The sequence below is a fragment of the Williamsia limnetica genome, from assembly GCF_003217475.1.
Taxonomy (GTDB): Bacteria; Actinomycetota; Actinomycetes; order Mycobacteriales; family Mycobacteriaceae; genus Williamsia; species Williamsia limnetica.
In genome coordinates, this window is the sequence record NZ_QJSP01000020.1 from 1 (window position 1) to 17,921 (window position 17,921).

General features: G+C 62.5%; 17 protein-coding genes and 3 pseudogenes. 10 read left to right on the forward strand and 10 right to left on the reverse strand.

Translation table 11 applies throughout. From position 1 onward, the window contains the following. Positions 1-286, forward strand: a pseudogene (locus tag DFR67_RS30650) (alpha/beta hydrolase family protein); the annotation flags it as partial. Positions 287-1,464: 1,178 nt separating this feature from the next. On the opposite strand, the gene DFR67_RS25380 reads toward DFR67_RS30650, so the two are convergent. Next, positions 1,465-2,259 carry a hypothetical protein gene (locus tag DFR67_RS25380; protein WP_245938157.1) on the reverse strand — a complete coding sequence of 265 codons (795 nt, stop codon included), beginning with the start codon at positions 2,257-2,259 and terminating at the stop codon, positions 1,465-1,467. Between the two features lie 79 nt (positions 2,260-2,338). Between DFR67_RS25380 and DFR67_RS30865 the strand changes: the two are divergent. The 5 genes and pseudogenes from DFR67_RS30865 to DFR67_RS30330 form a co-directional block, all read left to right on the forward strand. Next, a pseudogene (locus DFR67_RS30865) lies at positions 2,339-2,569 on the forward strand (hypothetical protein); the annotation flags it as partial. A 41-nt stretch (positions 2,570-2,610) separates the two neighbouring features. After that, positions 2,611-2,715 carry an ANTAR domain-containing protein gene (locus tag DFR67_RS31630; protein WP_110472344.1) on the forward strand — a complete coding sequence of 35 codons (105 nt, stop codon included), beginning with the start codon at positions 2,611-2,613 and terminating at the stop codon, positions 2,713-2,715. 283 nt (positions 2,716-2,998) lie between these two features. Next, positions 2,999-3,187, forward strand: a complete 189-nt coding sequence (locus DFR67_RS30325) for a hypothetical protein (protein WP_146240539.1) — start codon at positions 2,999-3,001, stop codon at positions 3,185-3,187. Positions 3,188-3,906: 719 nt separating this feature from the next. After that, positions 3,907-4,707 (forward strand): NHL repeat-containing protein, encoded by an 801-nt coding sequence (locus tag DFR67_RS25390; RefSeq protein ID WP_110472266.1) that lies wholly within the window; start codon positions 3,907-3,909, stop codon positions 4,705-4,707. 293 nt (positions 4,708-5,000) lie between these two features. Next, complete coding sequence (locus DFR67_RS30330) at positions 5,001-5,522, forward strand: copper chaperone PCu(A)C (protein ID WP_146240540.1); 522 nt, start codon at positions 5,001-5,003, stop codon at positions 5,520-5,522. Positions 5,523-5,708: 186 nt separating this feature from the next. Here DFR67_RS30330 and DFR67_RS25395 read toward each other — a convergent pair whose 3' ends face one another. The 3 genes and pseudogenes from DFR67_RS25395 to DFR67_RS25405 all read right to left on the reverse strand — a co-directional run bounded on the left by DFR67_RS25395 (position 5,709) and on the right by DFR67_RS25405 (position 9,257). Beyond that, positions 5,709-6,203, reverse strand: a complete 495-nt coding sequence (locus DFR67_RS25395) for a hypothetical protein (RefSeq protein WP_110472267.1) — start codon at positions 6,201-6,203, stop codon at positions 5,709-5,711. Next, positions 6,200-8,645: pseudogene (locus DFR67_RS25400) on the reverse strand (molybdopterin oxidoreductase family protein). Before DFR67_RS25400 ends, DFR67_RS25395 begins: the two are co-directional and overlap by 4 nt. A 102-nt stretch (positions 8,646-8,747) precedes the next feature. Beyond that, on the reverse strand, positions 8,748-9,257 hold the full coding sequence (locus DFR67_RS25405) for a MarR family winged helix-turn-helix transcriptional regulator (protein ID WP_110472268.1): 510 nt from the start codon (positions 9,255-9,257) through the stop codon (positions 8,748-8,750). A 505-nt stretch (positions 9,258-9,762) separates the two neighbouring features. Between DFR67_RS25405 and DFR67_RS25410 the strand changes: the two genes are divergently transcribed. The 4 genes from DFR67_RS25410 to DFR67_RS25425 all read left to right on the forward strand — a co-directional run bounded on the left by DFR67_RS25410 (position 9,763) and on the right by DFR67_RS25425 (position 13,112). Beyond that, complete coding sequence (locus DFR67_RS25410) at positions 9,763-10,269, forward strand: copper chaperone PCu(A)C (protein ID WP_110472269.1); 507 nt, start codon at positions 9,763-9,765, stop codon at positions 10,267-10,269. Between the two features lie 476 nt (positions 10,270-10,745). Beyond that, on the forward strand, positions 10,746-11,147 hold the full coding sequence (locus DFR67_RS25415) for an STAS domain-containing protein (protein ID WP_245938158.1): 402 nt from the start codon (positions 10,746-10,748) through the stop codon (positions 11,145-11,147). Positions 11,148-11,558: 411 nt separating this feature from the next. Further along, positions 11,559-12,755 (forward strand): HPP family protein, encoded by a 1,197-nt coding sequence (locus DFR67_RS25420; protein ID WP_110472271.1) that lies wholly within the window; start codon positions 11,559-11,561, stop codon positions 12,753-12,755. A gap of 9 nt (positions 12,756-12,764) precedes the next feature. Next, positions 12,765-13,112, forward strand: coding sequence for an MGMT family protein (locus DFR67_RS25425; RefSeq protein WP_245938160.1), 348 nt, complete (start codon positions 12,765-12,767; stop codon positions 13,110-13,112). A gap of 152 nt (positions 13,113-13,264) precedes the next feature. Here the strand turns inward: DFR67_RS25425 and DFR67_RS25430 are convergent, their stop codons facing one another. The 6 genes from DFR67_RS25430 to DFR67_RS25460 form a co-directional block, all read right to left on the reverse strand. Continuing rightward, positions 13,265-13,597 (reverse strand): cupin domain-containing protein, encoded by a 333-nt coding sequence (locus DFR67_RS25430; protein WP_110472345.1) that lies wholly within the window; start codon positions 13,595-13,597, stop codon positions 13,265-13,267. A gap of 516 nt (positions 13,598-14,113) precedes the next feature. Further along, entirely contained in the window at positions 14,114-14,470 is a 357-nt protein-coding gene (locus DFR67_RS25440; RefSeq protein ID WP_110472272.1) for a DUF488 domain-containing protein, read from the reverse strand. 87 nt (positions 14,471-14,557) lie between these two features. Further along, a complete protein-coding gene (locus DFR67_RS25445) occupies positions 14,558-15,805 on the reverse strand; it encodes a globin domain-containing protein (RefSeq protein WP_110472273.1) in 1,248 nt (415 codons plus the stop codon). A 1-nt stretch (position 15,806) separates the two neighbouring features. Continuing rightward, positions 15,807-16,280 carry an RrF2 family transcriptional regulator gene (locus DFR67_RS25450; RefSeq protein WP_110472274.1) on the reverse strand — a complete coding sequence of 158 codons (474 nt, stop codon included), beginning with the start codon at positions 16,278-16,280 and terminating at the stop codon, positions 15,807-15,809. 273 nt (positions 16,281-16,553) lie between these two features. After that, positions 16,554-16,925 (reverse strand): DUF952 domain-containing protein, encoded by a 372-nt coding sequence (locus DFR67_RS25455; RefSeq protein WP_110472275.1) that lies wholly within the window; start codon positions 16,923-16,925, stop codon positions 16,554-16,556. Positions 16,926-17,016: 91 nt separating this feature from the next. Beyond that, positions 17,017-17,910 carry a universal stress protein gene (locus DFR67_RS25460; RefSeq protein ID WP_110472276.1) on the reverse strand — a complete coding sequence of 298 codons (894 nt, stop codon included), beginning with the start codon at positions 17,908-17,910 and terminating at the stop codon, positions 17,017-17,019. Positions 17,911-17,921: the final 11 nt, after the last annotated feature.

Genomic DNA, 17,921 nt, shown 5'->3' on the forward strand with positions numbered 1-17,921 from the left:
CTCCACGATCGCCGACTACTTCGACCAACTCAAGACGTTCACCATGCTTGACATGGCGTCACAGATCACTTGTCCGACACTACTTCTCGAATCTGCTGGCGACCCGGTCGGCGGCGGCGGCCCTGCACTTCTGGACGCCATCAGCTCCACCACCAAAGAACTCATCAGCCCGCCGGCGTCGAGCGGGTTGGCCGGCCACTGTGGCGGTCTCGGTCAGAAGGTATGGGAACGAATCGTTTTCGACTGGCTCGACACCATCCTCACCCCAGCCGCCGCTACCGGGTAGTCGTCCGACACAGGAGCACCTTGAGAGCTCCACATCAGATCTACCCACCGACCACGCCCGCTGACTCGCCCCGGGTCCGCCGCGCCTCCTAGACCAATCGCTTGATCCTGACCCCAATGACCGAGCTGGAAGACTACGCAGCGAGATTATCAAGGACAACAACACCGACAGCTACAGCGGTGAGCATCGCGGCAGCGAGAGCGCCCGAACCACCCTTTTCCGCACCCCGTGGACTCTTTTGTCACCTACGCTGTCCGTCTGTCGACACCCCACGCGTCGTTCAGTCATCCGGTGTTTACGAGCCCCGCACCTAGTGGGCCAGGTTTGTGCACGGCCGGCCGATGATCCGCGATCGGCAATCTTCCGCAAACCGGCCCGCTACCGCGTTGAGGGGTTCACACTCGATGGCATGTTCGTCGGGGAGAAAAATGAGGTCAGAAGAAATGCGGAAAAGAACGAGAGCAGCGGTAGTCGCCGCCATAGTGCTGGCATCTGCGGGATTTGGGACTGGAGTCGCAACCGCGGCCCCCTACGTTCCCGACGTTAGCCACGTGATTGCCAACGCAAGCGCGAACGGGGAAACCATAATCGTAACGCTCACAAACAACATTCCGGCCAGCTTCGCACCCGTGGGCTGCAACTACGGACTATTTCCCGACGGAGTGATCCCAACACCGGGAGGAGCGCAGGCCATCCCTGGAACCGTCCGCAGCGCGGTACTTGCAACTCCGGGGGCCACCGATGCTCAGACAGTGACTCTTCCGCCCGGTGACTACGACCTTCACTTTGAATGCGTCGCCGAAGGGGTCGCCGACAACGCCGCTTTTGAAAACTTGACGCCTGGGCCGTTCTTCTGGGGCACCCAAGCAACGCTGGACTACTCCGGCTGGGCAGGAACAGGACACCCAGTGGTAGGTGTCACGACAGTCGAACCAGAACCAGAACCAGAACCAGAGCCCGCATGCTTCGGCAGCGTCTGCCTCCCCTAGTCCAGACCCATCGGTACACGGTGTGTGTCACGAAGTTTGGTGAGCGGCGACGCCACGGCGTACCGCCGGACTAACCGTGCCATGCACAGCAGACGACCCCACCGCGATCGGAGATCATGGTTGGGGTCGCTGTCGACTATGCGACTGGTCGTCCTGACGTATTTGAGAGCGACGTTGGCTACCCGGTGTTTAGCTGCTTCCGGCCGAACCGGAGCTGCTGCCGAACGCTCCGGCGGTGATACAGAAGATGCCCCCGTTGTTGTATGGGGTGGTGGGGGGAGCGGCTGGCGGTGTGTAGGTGATGGTCACCGAGGGCGGGGTGCCGCGGGCTGCTAGGACGGGGTCGCCGCCGTCGGGATCGAGTGATGATCCGCCGCCGCCGCCGTTGGCGAATGATCCGCCGCCGCCGCCGTACAGGCCGCCGCCGCCTCCACCTGTGCGTAGCGTGCCTGTTGCGGGGAAGCGTGCACCGGCGGTGCCGCCCTGCCCGAGGCTGCCGGCTTCACCCGGTGCCTGGGCGAAGGTGCCGCCGGCTCCGCCAGCGGTGGCGGTGCCGGGCTGGCCGACCTGCGCGAGGTTGCTGCCAGTAGCGTCGGGTGCGCTGCCGGCGTTGCCGCCGGCGGAGTTGATGCCAGCGCCGCCGCCTCCGCCGCTCACACCACCGGCGCCGCCGCCATTGGCCCCGCCGGTGGCGCCCGTTGCGTTGCCACCGACTACCGCGTACACGGTGGACTGTGAGACCGGGATGGTGGCGGTCACGACCGCGCCCACACCACCAAGGCGAGCGAAATTGCCATTGCCACCGGTGCCGCCGGTGGCGGTGATGGCGGTGACGCCCGCAGGCAACGTCAACACGTTCTCACCAACTGTGGTGTAGGTGCAGGTGACTGATCCACCCGGGGTTGATTCCACGCATTCGGCAGGCAGCGGCGCAGCCGACGCTGACGGCGCCCCGATAGCCAACGCGGCGAATGCGCCCGCCACAGAAACTGCCGCCAGGCTTTTCCGGCGCCACGCAGTCGGGGCGCCGCTGTTCAGACGCACCCGACCAGCGTCGCCTGACGTGTTCAGACGCCCGCGCCCTCACCCCCATTCAGTCGATCGCGTCCTACCAACTGTTCAGCACCCACGACACCGTCGGCGCCCTCAACCTCTACGCCGAGAACCCCGACGGGTTCAGCCAGCACGACCGCGACCTGGGCTACATCTTCGCCGCCCACGCCGCCATGTCTGGGCAGCAGTCTCACGTGGTGAACACTTCCGCAGCGCTCTGGCCTCCCGCGACACCATCGGCCAAGCCAAAGGCATGATCATGGAACGCTACAACCCGGCCCCATCCAAGCCTTCGAACTCCTACGCCAACTGTCCCAAGACTCCAACATCCGCATCGCCGACATCGCCCAGCGACTCGTCGAGAATGAACGGCCTGACGCCCTTTGACATCAACCGGATATGCAGCGGAGGCAGCACGAACGACGGAACCCGCGGCTGTCCACCTCACGCATCTGCTGCCCCGGGACACTGCACGTGCGGCGTGTGGGGGCTGATAGCCAATGTATTGCACCGGGCCCCATTGCCGGGCGGTGATCGGTGACGGAGCCGGCGGGACCCTGGCCCTGCACCTGGCCACCGACCACGCCGACTCGATGCGGATCGCGCCACTAGCCCCCGAACTGGGGTCTAAGGGCTTCGCACTTATACGCCGCTGGCACCGACGTGCACGATGTTGCGGCCCGGCCCGGACCGGCCCGTCGACGCGGACCTTACCGGGCCCGCGCCGCTGATGGCGTTCATCGGCATCCGCGACCTGCTGCCTCCCCCGCCTCGACTCCTACAGACTCGGGCCCGCCACGACGGCGTACCCATCGACCTCAAAATCGACGACGCCATGTTCGACAACTGGATCCGATGATCACTGCCCGAGTCGCGGCCGGCCATTATCGAACTCGCCGAGTTCACCAGTGCCGCTGCCACAGAGTCTCTGGCACACACCAGATCACGTGAGCGGGCGTTGTAAGTCTGCAGCGCGACAGCTGGCTACAGAGCCCCGACGCGCACGCTCAGGCAGGGCCTCTGTGACGGCGACGGGTCTCACGCCGCCCAGTGGCTCGATACCCGTCAAGGGCCGGTGCGCGCGGCCTACCGGCCCGCGCGACCCTTCACCACACTCTCTCGTTCCATCACCGCAAAGTGTCGGGGGCCGACCGCCGATGACAGGCTCGCGCCGCGGGCCAGCTCGCGATGAAACGATGATCGGGACTGCACCCGGTTGGGCGGCCTGCCCAGAAAGGGAAGTGTGGACCCGAAAGGCGTACTCAATCTGGGCACCACCCCATTTCGACGAAGCGTCTTCAAGCACTGCTGCCAATGCGCATACTGAGCACGATCAACAATCCCGCCACCACGGAAAGCCCTATGAAAACCGGAACCGGTAGCCGCGCCACGCTTCGCCCTCAGATTGAGCCCTCGCCGGCCCGGCGCCACAGCCGAATACTCGTTACGGCACTGACGGGCTTGCTCCTTGCAGCCGGATCACTCGGTATCCCTCACTACGCCGTCGCTGCCCCTGCACCGTCGGTGAGCACCCTATACGCCGTGGGCTATTCGCTGGAACGCAATAGACATGAAGTCGTGGCGGTACCCGCGGCCGGCGGCGCACCGGCGACCTCCGCCCTAGGAACACCTACGCCGCGGGCGGTAACAGCGATTGGCGACACCCTCTACATCGCCGACGGGCCTGCGGGTGAGCGGAACGCCGGAACCGTCGTCGCTGTCCCAGCCGACGGCAGCACTGAATCTGTCACCATCATCCGCGACCTGGATTTCCCCACGGGCATCACCGCTGTCGGGAACACCCTCTATATCGCTGACCTGCAACTCGGATCAATCGTCTCCGCGCCAGCAGATGGCAGCTCCTCCCCCACGACCGTTGTTGGTGGGCTCAATGGACCCGGAGCAATAACCTCGGCCGGAAGCACGCTCTACTACGCCTCGGACAACAGCGCCTCGATCTACTCCGTCCCGATCGATGGCAGCAGCAACCCGCGAACAATCGTGTTTGACGGAAGGGACGAAATAACAGGTCTCACCGTCATCGGAAACACGCTCTACTACTCGGTCGAAGGCGACCACCTGGGGTCCGTCTTCTCGGTTCCCATCGACGGTAGTTCTGCCCCCGTCGTCACGGCACGAAATATTTCAGGTATCCGTGGGCTGACCTCCGCCGGCAACACTCTCTACATCACAACACTGCGGGACATCTATTCGCTACCCACCGACTCCGAGACCACCACGCTCCCAGCTCCCCTTTTCAGCTACAACGGCAACGCTGGCTATCTCCTCGCGATAACGGCCATCACACAGACGACCCCGCCCCCCGCCCCGTGTACCGGATCAGTCTGTATCACCCCGGGAATGTTCGGCAGCAGCTGATTTACGCAGAGCGAGACGCCTACCGCCAGACAGCATGTTGACCAAACAATCGGTGTTGATGCGATCGCCTGCACCGCGTCTTGGAGCCCTAAAACCCTCTATAGAAATACGAGATTCCCCCAGGTAGCTGACACCGAGCTAGCGGGATCCCTGGATCCGTCGAGAGGTGTTCACTACCTGGAGGGGGCCGCAGCGCACAGGCCTGCCGACACCGAGCATCGAGTCTGAGAGTTATTCGTGCATAGCGTAAGAACTCGGCACTCGTGCATGATCGCTGTCTATCCTGGAAAGATATGAGAGACCACCACGCACGGCTAACGGTTTCAACCCTCGCCGCGTGCGGCGTCGCGCTCACAGGATGCAGTACAGGCGAAACGGCCAGCAACGCAGCATCCATTGACACGTCCGTCGAAAACACCTCCATTGCCCCGGCCTACGACAGCTCTTGTGTTCTGCAGATCGATGCACCCGCACATTTGAGTTTCACGGCAATCAACAACAGCTCGACGACCATCGAGACGCTGCGACGAATTTCGACTGAAGCCGCGCACGGGGTGTCGATCACTGCTGCCACCCGGACATTTCGAATCGAACCGCGAACGTCTATCGCTGCTGGGCAACCAATTCAAAACCTCGCAGCCCCCGGCGCACCCGAAAACACTCTTACCGTGGACTTGCGGGGACTCAAGGACATGGTGTATCCCGGCACGTCAGTGCCGGTGACATTTCACTTCGATCATGCAGGCCCCATTACCGTCGACGTTGCAGTCAACGCGTGCCCCCACACAGTCGCAGACATAAGCCCCCGCACCTGAACTACCTCAACCCCTCCGGGTACAAGGACCTCCGAAGAATCGGACGACTTCTCACAATCCGAACTTTCCGCATCGGACCACCAAAAGTCTGGGGCAGCTGCCGGTGTGATTTTTGCTCCGCATCGAGCGCGCCGTGCCATTGTGCTTCTGGGCAGTCCCCCTTGCCCACAAGAACGCAGCCAGGAGTTAGGTGGCGAGCACTTGCGGGGACAGGGTTTTGACCATCGCGTTGGCCCACTGCATCTGACGTAGCGACTCGGGGTGGCAGCCTTCGGCCAGGTCGAGCAGGTGAGTATTTTTCATGGCTTGCGTGCCTTGGGCGAGCAGTTCCCAATCCAACGAGACCCCGGCTGTAGTGCGGTACAGGTGCCGTAGATCCACGAGGAGCAGCAGGGCTGGTTCGGGCCGGCGCCCGAGTGCCTCACTGAGCCGTTGCTGCACTGAGTCGGTCACGGTGTGAGCGAGATCAACTGTTGATGATGGTCGCTTGAGGGTTAGTCCGTACTCTGCTCCAGCGTCGCTGAGTTGCTCGATGTGGTCGTCGGACCAGTGTGCGAGATCGAGAGCTACATGGTGGATTTCGTGTTCGACCCGATGGCGGGCAGCCACCGCGCGAAGCAGTCGGGCCAGGCCGATTTCGGAGCGGTGCAGCTCGGTCAGAGCCATCGTCAGGTGACTCATCGCTGCACCACCCGGTCGAGGCTGGTGGCCGCGGCTGCGCCCACTGTTGCCGGGGCTGCTGCGGGGTCGACGGGGGCTGAGGCGGTGTTGGTCGGCGCCGCAGAGGGCGCTGACCCCGTCGAGATTTTGCGGATCCCGGCGGCGGCGGTCTTGAACAAGGGTTGCTTCGAGGCCGGATCCCAGTCGGTGAGGGTGAGTTCATTGGCGGCCCGCTCATGCTGAGTTTGTGGGTTGCCGGTGTCCCAATACCCGTAGTGGAAGGGCACGAACACCACTCCTGGGCGGGTGCCACTGACCCGGACATGCACACGAATGGACGAGCGTGGGGTGAACACCTCCACCAGATCCCCTTCGGAGATGTCGTACCGGGCAGCGTCGGCGGCCGACACTTCCACCCACGGCGACGGGGCGGCGTGCTGCAGTTGCGGAGCTCGTGCGGTTTTGGTGCGGGTGTGGAAATGGAACAGGGTACGTCCGGTGGTCAAGACCAGTGGGTGGTCGGCGTCGGGAACTTCGTGAGGCCGGGCATAGTGTGCCGCTTTGATGATCGCTTTGGCGTCGGGGTTGAGCGCCCGGTAGTCGGTGGGTTCGACGGGGGCGCCGGTGACCAGGTCTTTGCCGTAACTCTCGCAATAGTCGGGCGCGCTGTAAAAAAAAGCCACCCGCGTAGAGGCGTTCGGTTCCTTCCGGGGCGTCGGAAGTGCAGGGCCACTGCACGCCATCACGCGTGCGGAGCATGTCGTAGCTCATGGCGCTGTAGTCACACGGCCGTCCGGCGCTGCACTTCTTCCACGCCTCGAAGGCTGATTCGGCGTCCGTCCACGGCGGCAGTTGCTGTCCGTCGTTGTCCCGGAAGTTCATGCGGCGAGCGAAGTCGAGGAAGATGTCGAGATCCGGTCGCGCCTGCCCGGGCGGTTCGACGGCCTTGTCCGACAGGTGCACGGTGCGATCGACGTTGGTGAAGGTGCCGGTCTTTTCTGCCCAGGCCGCAGCGGGCAACACCACATCGGCGAGCTCGGTGGTTTCGGTGGGGAAGATGTCCTGGGCCACGACGAAGAGCCGCTCTTGGCCGAGGATGGCCCGGATACGTGCCAACTCAGGCATCGACACGGCCGGATTGGTGGCGCTGATCCACAACATACGGATCGAGCCCTGCTCGGCGTACCGAAACATCTGCATGGCATGCGTGGGCGGAGCGTAATGCGGAATCTGCCCGGAGTCGATGTTCCACAACCGCGACAACTGTTCGATGTGTTCATCGTTGGACCAGTTCCGAAACCCTGCCAGGTCACCGTCGGCACCGCATTCTCGGGTGTTCTGCGCGGTGGGCTGACCGTTCATCTGCAGCACACCGCATCCGGGCGCACCGAGCATTCCCCGCACCAGGTGCACATTGTTGACCTGCACCGCCGCTGCTGTGGCTTGGTGGGATTGATAAAACCCTTGCAGCACAGTGGACAACAACTTCTCCGCAGTGCCCAGAAGCCGTGCTGCAGCGCGAATTTCGGCGGCATCAAGTCCGCAGATGTCGGCGGCACGCTCCGGTGGATACTCGGCGACACAGGCCTTGAGGTCAGCGAATCCGACAGTATGAGCAGCCAGGTACTGCTCGTCGATCCATCCCTGGGCGATGATGTCGTGGAGCAGTGCGTTCATCAAGGCCATGTTCGTTCCCGGCAGCGGCGCCAAGTGCACCGTGGCGTGCCGGGCCACCTCGGTCAGGCGGGGGTCCACGCACAGCAGTTTCGGCGGGTTCGGTCCGGCGAGGCGGTCCAGCATGCGGGTCCACAGCACGGTTTGCGTCTCGGCCACGTTGTGGCCGTACAGCGCGATGACATCGGCGTGGTCGATGTCGGCATACGAGCCGGGTTGTCCGTCGCTGGCAAAGGATTCTTTGAGGGCTTCGGCGGCGGTAGCAGTGCACAGCCGGGTATTGCCGTCCACATGGTTGGTGCCGATAGCCCCATGCGCGATGACCCCTAGGGTGTAGTACTCCTCCAAGAACAATTGGCCACTGGTGTAAAAGCCGATGGCGCTGGGACCTTGGTCATCGAGAAGGTGGCGGGTGTGCTCGACGATCCGGTCCATGGCGGTGTCCCAGTCCGTCTCGACAAGCACGCCGTCGACCCGGACCAGCGGCTGCGTCAAACGATCTGGAGAACTGTTGGCCTGCCACCCGAACAAGTCCTTGGGACCAAGGCGTCCGTGATTGACCCGATCCTGTTCCCGGCCGCGTACCCCGACGATCTGATCATCTTTGACCGCGATGTCGAACCCGTCGCCGTTGGAGTGCAACACCGACGCCGACCGCACCCACCGGTCAACATCCTGCTCCCCGATCCCGTCGGCCAAGAACATATCTACCCGCGCCGGCCACGGCTGGCCGGAACCGTACGGGGTTCGGGTACCCCACGGCTGCGCAGTGCCGGGATTGTGATGCATCCTGCGCCCTCCCACATCCGCCGTGAACGGCTTTCCTACCTCTCCTGCTTACTCGCAATGCTTGCGGCAGCGCAATGGGTGGGGCAGCGGACGTGTCAGGTCCTACGTGATGGGTGGCCACAGCAGTGCGGCCGCTCCCCCTTCGGCGGGCTCGCCGGCGGCGGCCGCGAACTTGCGCAACGACGCCGCCAAACTCTGTCGGGCACTGGGCGTCATGGTGTGCAAGATCGACTCGACGGCCGCGCGTCGCCGGCCGTTGACCCCCTGCACCAGGGCTGACCCGGCGTCGGTCAGGGTCAGCGCCAGATGGCGGCGGTCCGTGGGAGAGTCGTAGCGATCGATCAGGCCCGCTTTGTGCAACCGATCCACGGTACGGCTGGCGTTCGACGGATTGACATCAAGTTCGCGCGCCACCGCCGCAAGATTGACCTCATCGCGCGTGGCCAGCAACATCAACACCCGCAACTGGCCAATGGTCACGATTCCTTCGATATCAGCGATCGACGTTGCAGCAATCCCAACCAAGGCCCTCGACGCCGACAACACCGCATCCACCTGCGCATCAAACGATGCCGTCGCGGCCGAACCAGTCGATACCTCGCCTCTCGCCATACCCTTATCGTGCAGACTATCTTGCACAAGCGCAACAGTTGCGGGCCGGGCGAGACCGCGTGCTCGCGGCGGGAGCGGCGGGCGCGGCGCCATTCCGTCACGTCGATGCCATTTGGCAATCGGTTCACCGAGTCCTCGATGCGACCTCACCCAGCGCGTAGCCATGCTCGCTTGACGTAATCACTTGCTATGACACTTATGTCGTCGCCATGACGTAGCTGTGGGCACATGCGGTGGTACACGCCTGCACCGGTGAGACGGGGAAGTGCCGTGTGCACAAATCAGATGCGGGTTCGGCTTTGACCGTGAGCGGCCTGCACCGTCGTGTCATTGCGCAATAGTCACGCGTCCCGGCGCTGGCTCGCCCCGGCCACACACCACGGCGAGGACGTGCTGAGTGTGACGCCGCGCCGCGGTAGAGGGCGCCTTGGTGCCGGCTGAAAGTTGCCGGTGCATATCGTAAGAGTCCGGCACGTGCTGTGCACGGCGTTCTAAACTCGGTCATATGAGCACCCATTTTGCTCGACCAGCTGTTGCCGCTGCCGTCACTGCACTAGCAATTGCACTGTCGGGGTGCAGCGAAAATCAGTCGGACAACACTGCAGAACCCGCCGACACCTCAATCGACAATGCCTACATCGTCCCGGCTTTCGATCAGTCGTGTGCCCTACAAACCAATGCGCCCGCGGACTTGAGTTTCACTGCCACCAACAACAGCTCGACCATCACCGAAACGCTGCAGAGGATTTCAACACCCGCAGCCGCTGACGTCACAATCACCGCACCCGACAGTGTTCTCGCCATGGAGCCCCAAAGCTCGATCGCTGCCGGTCAACCGGTCGAGAACACCAACGAAACGGCTGCGCCCGACGAACCCTTCCACGTCACCCTTCACGGGGTAAAAAACACCCTGCAACCGGGAAAGTCAGTCCCCGTGGCGTTCCAATTCGAACGGGCAGGAACCCTCACTATCAACGTCGCGGTCGATGCATGCCCGACGCAGAAGGACTAACCCACTTCCGGGCCAAGCCATTCCTAGCCCGCGTACGCCGCACCGGCTCGATGTTGGTGAACGCTTCTTGGCCAGCCGTCATATGTGGCGCCGGGATCGTCGACAGTCAGGTCAATTGCTGTTGCTCATCGCCCATTACAACGGTGATGACATAGGAGAGCTGGCTGGCGGGGTGATGGCATCGCGCACGCCACCTGTGCGGCGCAAGCTCGCCGACCGATTTTGAGCGCGACGCTCGACTGCCGGGCGCATTAGCGATGTTGTGCAACACGCAAGCACGCGCTCTGGGTGCCCTCGTGCGGATCCGGCACACGCACCCTCAAAGACGGAATCGGGACAGCTTTCGTGGATGCACACGGGACAGATTGTGACAGGATGATATGCCGGTAGAGATGATGCCGCCGCCCTGATCGGGACCGACGCTCGCCGCCCGACAGGTGCGAGTTCGCTGCTGTTCGTCGAAAGGGGATCGCCCGGTGCCAGTGGAGAGAAACAACAAAGCGTTCATTGCCGACGACAGCGCAGACACCGTCGGCAGTGCCGCTCTCACCGTGGTGACCGTCGCGCATAGCGAGTTAGTCATTCTCACCGTGCAGGGCGCCGTGGACGCCCTCACCGCACCCCAGCTGTCCGAGTCAATCAATGACGCCCTCACCGGCGCCCCACGCGGTGTGATCATCGACCTGTCGACGACCGAGTTCCTGGCCTCTGCAGGTATGACCGCTCTGGTGACCGCCTACGAGGCGATCGCCCCGACCGGGCTGTTCGGAGTCGTCGCAGACGGGCCGGCCACCTCGCGACCCTTGCACCTGGTCGGTCTCGATCAGACTTTCACCCTCTACCCCACCCTGGATCAGGCGATCGCCGACATGGCGTGAGCGCGCCCTACCCTTAGAACCGTTCGGCGGTGGGTAGCTACCGCCTATGGCCCCCACACCCCAGATCCGGCGCAGCGCCGCAGACTGCGGGTTCACCCTGCACGAGGTACCCGCCGACGCCGCCAGTGCCGCCGTCTTCCGCCACCACTTCACCCCGTGACTCACTGACGAATGTCGCTGCACGGCCCCGCAGCGCGCCGACATCGTCCTCGCAGTGCACGAAATTGTCGCCGCCACCGTCACCCTCCGCTGGCGACTGACGTCGCGACGGATGTGCGCGCGACCGCCTTAACAGTCAACGCCCGTACCCGGCGCCCTCGGGGGCTTTTCCGTGGCGTGGTCAGCGTCGCATAGTCTTCGTCGGGTGCGGATCAACCTGGATAGACGTTGGTAATTGGACAGGGCCGGCCGGTGCCTCATCCCGGGTACCGCAGGCTCTACACGGCTCTCCGCACGTTGCGCCCCGTCGGCGCGCCGGGATCATCTGTCGAGGTTGTGCGTGCCAGCGTCGGCGCGGCGGTTGGCCTTGGACTGACGGGTCTGACGTTCTTCGTTGTTAGCGCCCATGTCGATGCCGCGCTGTACCTGGTTGCGCCCTTTGGTGCGACCGCTGTGCTGCTATTTGCCGCGCCGAGCAGCCCGTTAGCGCAACCGTGGCCCGTTGTTGTCGGTAACACATCTGCGGCACTCGTGGGTATTACCGTCACGCCACTGATGGCTAGTTCGATTGCCCGGGTGTGCGTCGCCGTTGCGGTGACGGTGGCGGTGATGCTGACGCTTCGGGCCGTTCATCCGCCTGCTGGGGCAGTTGCCATGACCGTTGCTCTAGCACCCGAGGCTGGACATTCGTTCGGTTTTTTGTTTGCTCTTGTTCCTGTTGCCGTCGGCACTCTCTTACTCGTGATCGTCGCCGCGATCTACGGACGAATAACACGACATCACTATCCACTTCGTCAGTTTGAGTCTGCTCCGGCGGCGGTGGAGCGGATAGGTCTCACGGAAAGTGAGTTGCACGACATCCTGGCTCGGTATGAGCAATCACTGAATCTCGGCGTAGCCGATCTTGCACGATTGGTAGGTGCCGCCGAAATACAAGCGGCCGGGCACCGAACCGAACCCATCGTTGCCGGCGACATCATGTCCACGGACCTGGTGACGGTTAGACCAACGGCATCGGTCAACGAATTGGTCGATCTATTTCACCGCCACGAGTTCACCTGTCTGCCAGTGGTACACCCGGCAGACCGCTTGGCGGGCGTGGTCTTCCAAATTCATCTGCTTGTCCGACTTCGAGAGTCATCGATCAAAGGCAGGCTCGATACCCTGTTCCGACGAGGGAATGCCCGTGAACGGTCAGCAGTATGCGCTGCGGACATCATGGATGTGGGGTCGCCGACGGCTTCAGTGCGAACACCTGTGGCTGCGCTGCTACCGTTGCTCGCCGCCAGCGACTGCGATGCAGTTCCGATTCTTGACGACGACATCATTGTTGGGATCGTTACCCAGACAGACCTGATTGCCGCATTGGCGCGTCACACGGTGAGCGAGTCGCAGGTGAGCATCACAGAGTCATTCCAGGACGCCCGTCAAGCGCACTGCCTGAGCTAACGTGGGCAGGTGATCACCGAACGTGTGCGTGGGCGTGTGCCGGTCGGCAGCGTAGCGCCCAGCACGACGAACTTGCGCCTCGACGAGGTATGCGAGGTTGTCTTCGCCATCGAATCAGGACACGTGATGTCCTACGGCGACATCGGCGTACTTGTTGGACTCGGCCCCCGGCAGGTCGGCCGTGCAATGGCCCTCATCGCAGCACAAGGAATGCCCTGGTGGCGTGTTGTCTACAGCGACGGAACCCCTGCACGCTGCCACGACGGGCAAGCGCCGCTGCTGCTGGCCCAGGAGCGAACCCCGATGCGCGGCACTCGAGTCGACATGTCGCGCGCACGACAGACCATTGTCGGCTGAGCAATCCACGTGCTGGAGCGATCACTGACAGAGGCCGTTTGTGAACACAACATTGTTCGTGGCTGGCTAGGTGTCAGTCAGTCTCAGAAGTCTGACAATACTGGATCAGACGCCGTATGCAGCTCACCGAGCCCGAGAATGGTTATCGATAGTCAGGGAAGTTTCGCCACGGTCATGAGCACTACAGAATCTTCGATGGATTCCAAGGAGTGCGGTAGCTGCGGCACTATGAGAAGATCGCCGCGACGGCCCTCCCACGAGTCGGGCCCTGCTCGGAGCTGCACTCGCCCAAAGAGGACCTGCACTGTCGCTTCGCCTGGATTCTCGTGCTCACTCAATTCTTGGCCCGCCGTCAGCGCGATCAGCGTCTGACGCAGGACGTGTTCGTGACCGCCGTACACCGTGTGCGCGGCGCGTCCGCTCGTGGCCGATGTCGCCTTCTCGAGTTGTTCGCGGGCAAGTGCTTCCAACGAGCGCTTCATCATGGAGTGTCCTTTGTTCTGTACGAGTGGAGTAAGACTGTTCGAGCTGCTGACGTTGGACTCGATCCCGTTGTGGTTGAAGTACGACTGCCCGGCCGAAGTGTCGATCCGCGCCGTCACCTGACCTGGCGGGTAGTCAGCCTTCACGATGGCGCAGGCCCCGGTAGAACTGCCGCGGCAATACTCCCACGCCGATGACCTTCGAGCGTGGACGCGTACGAGTGATCACGCCGGAACCGCGTTCACACCGGACTTGCCCGACCTGAGGGATTGATGGTTCTAGTCTTCGCTGGAGCTGCGATTCCCAATCCACGCAACAACTTCCGGGTCGCATGAGTGAATCTGCTGCATTTCCTCCCCACCGTCGCAGGTGAGTAAGGTCAATGTCACCGCGGACGAGTTCTTCGCCACGACACGCCATATCCCGCCTGAATCGGACCAACGGACCAGGGTCTGCACGACATCATCCACCACCGCCCACCCCCATGCCGGAGGGATCTAGGTGGTATGAGCTGTGTATCACCGATCACCCAGTAACCAGTCGCGGAACACTACTGCGTGGTTGTGTACGTCGTCTTTGGCTGAATACAGCAACACAATGGAGCTGACCGTCGCCGCCTGAATAATCGGCTCTGCCGGTGTCGGGTTGGCATCGAGCTCAGCGAGATATTGCTGACGGAATTCAACGAAGCGGTCTGCCCGGTGGCCGAACCAGGACCGAAGTTCTGGACTCGGTGCCACGGCTTTGACCCAGGCGTCGACGTCGAGATCGGATTTCGCAATCCCCCGAGGCCACAGCCGATCTATCAAGAAGGTTGGCGAGGTCTTCTTGATCGATCGCTTGTCGTAAGTTCGTTCCAATTCAATCGGACCCATTGCGTTAATGGTGGCATACGCACAGCTCTCGCACCAGGTTTACGGCCGAACCGCGGGCCGATCACACTCCCGGGGTGCGAATATGGGTCAGCCAGCAACCGGCGTCAGTTCGTCGGCCTTTCCGTTCGTCCAATTGTCGGGTCCGAAAACCTCGAAGTGAATGTTCTCGTCCGCGACATCCTTCTCGAGAAGAGCTGACCGCAGACCCAACATGAACGGCAGCGGACCACATAGGTAAGCGTGGGTGCCTTTTGTGATCGTTACGTTGTCCAAGTCGGCGCGACCCGCCTGCAGGCCGGACTCCGGAACACGACCACCCAGATCCTCGTACCACCGGTGCATGACGGCCGTGGGCAACTTCTCGACCAGCTGCGTCAGCTCCACCCGATGGGCATGACTATTCGGCGATCGGTCGGCATGAAGCACCGAAATGGGTCGGCTATCACTTGTCTCTGCCAGATGACGCAGCATTCCGATCATGGGCGTGCAACCGATACCCGCCGAGGCGAGCAAGATGGGAGAATTGTCCGGTTGCAGAGTGAGATCACCGAAGGGTGTGGTGACACTGAGAACATCACCCTCGAAAACGTTGTCATGCATATAGTTCGAAACCTCGCCGGCCGGGGTTGCCACTCGCTCGCCGTCCAATTGACCGGCGATTCGCTTAACAGTGATGCGCCAGTCGGAACTAGACGGTGCCGACGAGAGGCTGTACTGCCGTATCTGACGCGCGCCGTCGGCAAGAAGCACTCCCACCGACAGGTACTGCCCCGGTGTGAATCTCGGTAGAGCAGAGCCGTCCAGGGACGCAAGAACAAACGACAGTGTATCGGGTGATTCGTGCCGTCGATCGCGGACGCGGACGTCTCGCCAGACATCCCCCACAGCGACGCCGGCCCGCTGGTAGAGTCCGGCCTCCATCGCGATCAACGTCTCCGCCATCAGCCAGTAGACCTCGTCCCATGCCGCTGCCACCGGTGGCGTGATGGCTTCGCCCAGCACCTCGACAATGGCTGCGAACAGGTGTGTATGTACGACCTCGTACTGGGTGGGCTCGATACCCAATGAAGCATGTTTGTGGGCGATCCGAGAAAGGATCCGGTCCACCCGTACTTGATCTGGTTCGAGTTGCAGCGCAGCGAATGCTGCGATTGCTCCGGCGAGCGCGCGTTGCTGCTCGCCCTGCTTTTGGTTGCCGCGATTGAAGAGATTTCGTTCGAGGTCGGGTTCGGCAGTGAATAGGTTCCGGTAGAAGAGGGTCGTTATCTCGTCGATGGCCGCGCCGACCGCCGGTAGAGTCGCCCGTATGAGTTCCGTTGAAGTGGCCGAGAGCATTTCAATCTCCTGTCTTTGAGGGAATCTGAGGATCACTACCACCAAATCGCGGAAGCGACAGCAATACGCCGCGTGTAGGACTACGCGTGAGGTCCTCGACTGTGACGGTGTCCAAGGACTCGAAGAAGGACTCCTGGGCACCGCGAAGCGCAGACCGCAACAGGCATCCACTGCGGAGCGGGCAAGGCTGCGCGCCGTCACAGTCGACGACCTCACCATCACCTTCGAGGCGACGCGCGATCCACCCGATTGAAGCGACTCGACCCAACTCGGTGATAGCGAGCCCACCGCTGCGTCCGCGTTGGGCATCCACGATGCCGAGCTCGCTGAGCCTGGATATGACCTTTGCCGTATGCGCGTACGACACCGAGAGCTCTGCAGCGATCTGGCGAGTGCCCGGCCGGTCCTCGCTATCATCCACCGCAAGGCGCATGACGACGCGAAGCCCGACGTCGGTGAATCGAGTGAGTTGCACACTGCGAAGTTACTTGAATTTGCATCTGAAATACCAATTATGTGAGCGGAGACATATGTGCGTTCGTTTCGGCGAATCCGTTTGCCGAGGAGTATGGCGAAACCAGTTCTCTCGCATCGGTTCTCTACGAACCGCGACGGTGTGCGCGTTTCGGTAATCGTGCGTGATCGTGTCAGCGGCGAATTTGCCACGTCAGGGGTCTGGTCACGTGCGGATACCTGCGAATAGGCGCTTTCACCGCAACAGACTCAGCACTACAGTGCAGGTCGCCGGTCAGCCCAGTATCCACTCGCCCGGGGATGTTTCCACCAGCGTGTGGGGCTCTACAACGTCGGAGTCAACGGGTAACGGACCCATGATTCGGGGACGTTGGGCATGGGGATCGGCCTGCTGCTCGTTGTCGTCCCAGGCGATGCTGCCTCCGGCGGCGCGCAGTGCCTGACAGTCGATGGCGAGGGCGACCAGGGGCAGGCCGGCGTCCTGATAGACGGTGCTGGCGGTCTGACATATTTTGTCCTCTGTGGTGGCGTGGATGTATCCGACATCGTCGAGGGTCTTGCCGCGAGTGGACACTTCGTACTCGCCGAAGCGTTGCGCACCCTCCCAGTCGTCGGCGAATGCAATGTGGAACACTTTCTCGTTCATAGCTAGCCTCTCGGTATCATCAGTGCGATTTTTCTCGCTGGCCGTCAGCGGTGATGTTGATGTATTTGTCACCGTTTCGGTGTGCGTCGCGTCAGCTGTGGTGCACGATCATCAGCGGGCATTCGAGTCGTCGCAGCAGTGCCGTTGCCGTGGTGGGGCGCAAGGCCCCGAGCCACGTCGTATCCCGGCGGCCGACGACGACCAACTGAGCGTCGCTTGCTGCTTCAACCAGGGCACGGCGGGCTGAGGTTCGTACGACTCCTAAACGCACCGTGACACTGGGGAAACGTTGTTGCCAGGGCTTGAGCTCCTCGGACAAAGCGGTGTACTCCTCGAGTTCGAGCGCCCACTCGAGCACAGAATCGTCGCAGGCCTCCGTCGCGTCGGTGCTCCATCGGTGAATCACCACGAGATCCACGCACCGCAACGACGCCTCCTCGAACGCCGCTTCCACCGTCGGCGCACTCGTGGTGGCGTCATTGATGCCAAGGACTACCGGGCCAGTCGCGGGTATTTGATGTTTCGGGCTGTGGTGAAGTATCACTACCGGACATGGTGAGTGAGCGGCTACTGATCGAGCAAGAGCGCCCACGTGCTTGCCCGGGCCGTGAGCCCCGAGGACGATCATTTGCGCCCGGTGTGATCGTTCGATGAGGTCTACGACGGGCTGAACTGTGGGCTGATTGTTCGTGATCTCTGCTGCCACTGCGCCCTTGGTGACGTCGGCGGCAACCGTTAGTGCTTCGTCCAACAGTGCTTGGCACTCGTCTGTGCGGAAAGTATCGACGTCTATCGAGGCCCAGACTCCCATTCCGTTGCCGTAATAGAGGACGGGTGGTCGTGTGGTCGGTACAAGCATCAACCGGGTTCGCCGTCGCCGGGACTCGTGCGCAGCCCACAATAGTGCTTGTCGCGATGCCGACGAGCCGTCCACGCCGACTACGATAGGTAATTGACTCGAGCGTTCCTCAAATTCTGGATACATCGAGTACCTCC

What these genes read in the sequence shown, in the direction of transcription:
- DFR67_RS30325 (WP_146240539.1), top strand. Translation starts at nt 2,999, where the DNA reads ATGTTGCGGCCCGGCCCGGACCGGCCCGTCGACGCGGACCTTACCGGG.
- DFR67_RS30330 (WP_146240540.1), top strand. Translation starts at nt 5,001, where the DNA reads ATGAGAGACCACCACGCACGGCTAACGGTTTCAACCCTCGCCGCGTGC.
- DFR67_RS25395 (WP_110472267.1), bottom strand. Translation starts at nt 6,203, where the DNA reads ATGAGTCACCTGACGATGGCTCTGACCGAGCTGCACCGCTCCGAAATC.
- DFR67_RS25405 (WP_110472268.1), bottom strand. Translation starts at nt 9,257, where the DNA reads ATGGCGAGAGGCGAGGTATCGACTGGTTCGGCCGCGACGGCATCGTTT.
- DFR67_RS25410 (WP_110472269.1), top strand. Translation starts at nt 9,763, where the DNA reads ATGAGCACCCATTTTGCTCGACCAGCTGTTGCCGCTGCCGTCACTGCA.
- DFR67_RS25430 (WP_110472345.1), bottom strand. Translation starts at nt 13,597, where the DNA reads ATGATGAAGCGCTCGTTGGAAGCACTTGCCCGCGAACAACTCGAGAAG.
- DFR67_RS25440 (WP_110472272.1), bottom strand. Translation starts at nt 14,470, where the DNA reads ATGGGTCCGATTGAATTGGAACGAACTTACGACAAGCGATCGATCAAG.
- DFR67_RS25445 (WP_110472273.1), bottom strand. Translation starts at nt 15,805, where the DNA reads ATGCTCTCGGCCACTTCAACGGAACTCATACGGGCGACTCTACCGGCG.
- DFR67_RS25455 (WP_110472275.1), bottom strand. Translation starts at nt 16,925, where the DNA reads ATGAACGAGAAAGTGTTCCACATTGCATTCGCCGACGACTGGGAGGGT.
- DFR67_RS25460 (WP_110472276.1), bottom strand. Translation starts at nt 17,910, where the DNA reads ATGTATCCAGAATTTGAGGAACGCTCGAGTCAATTACCTATCGTAGTC.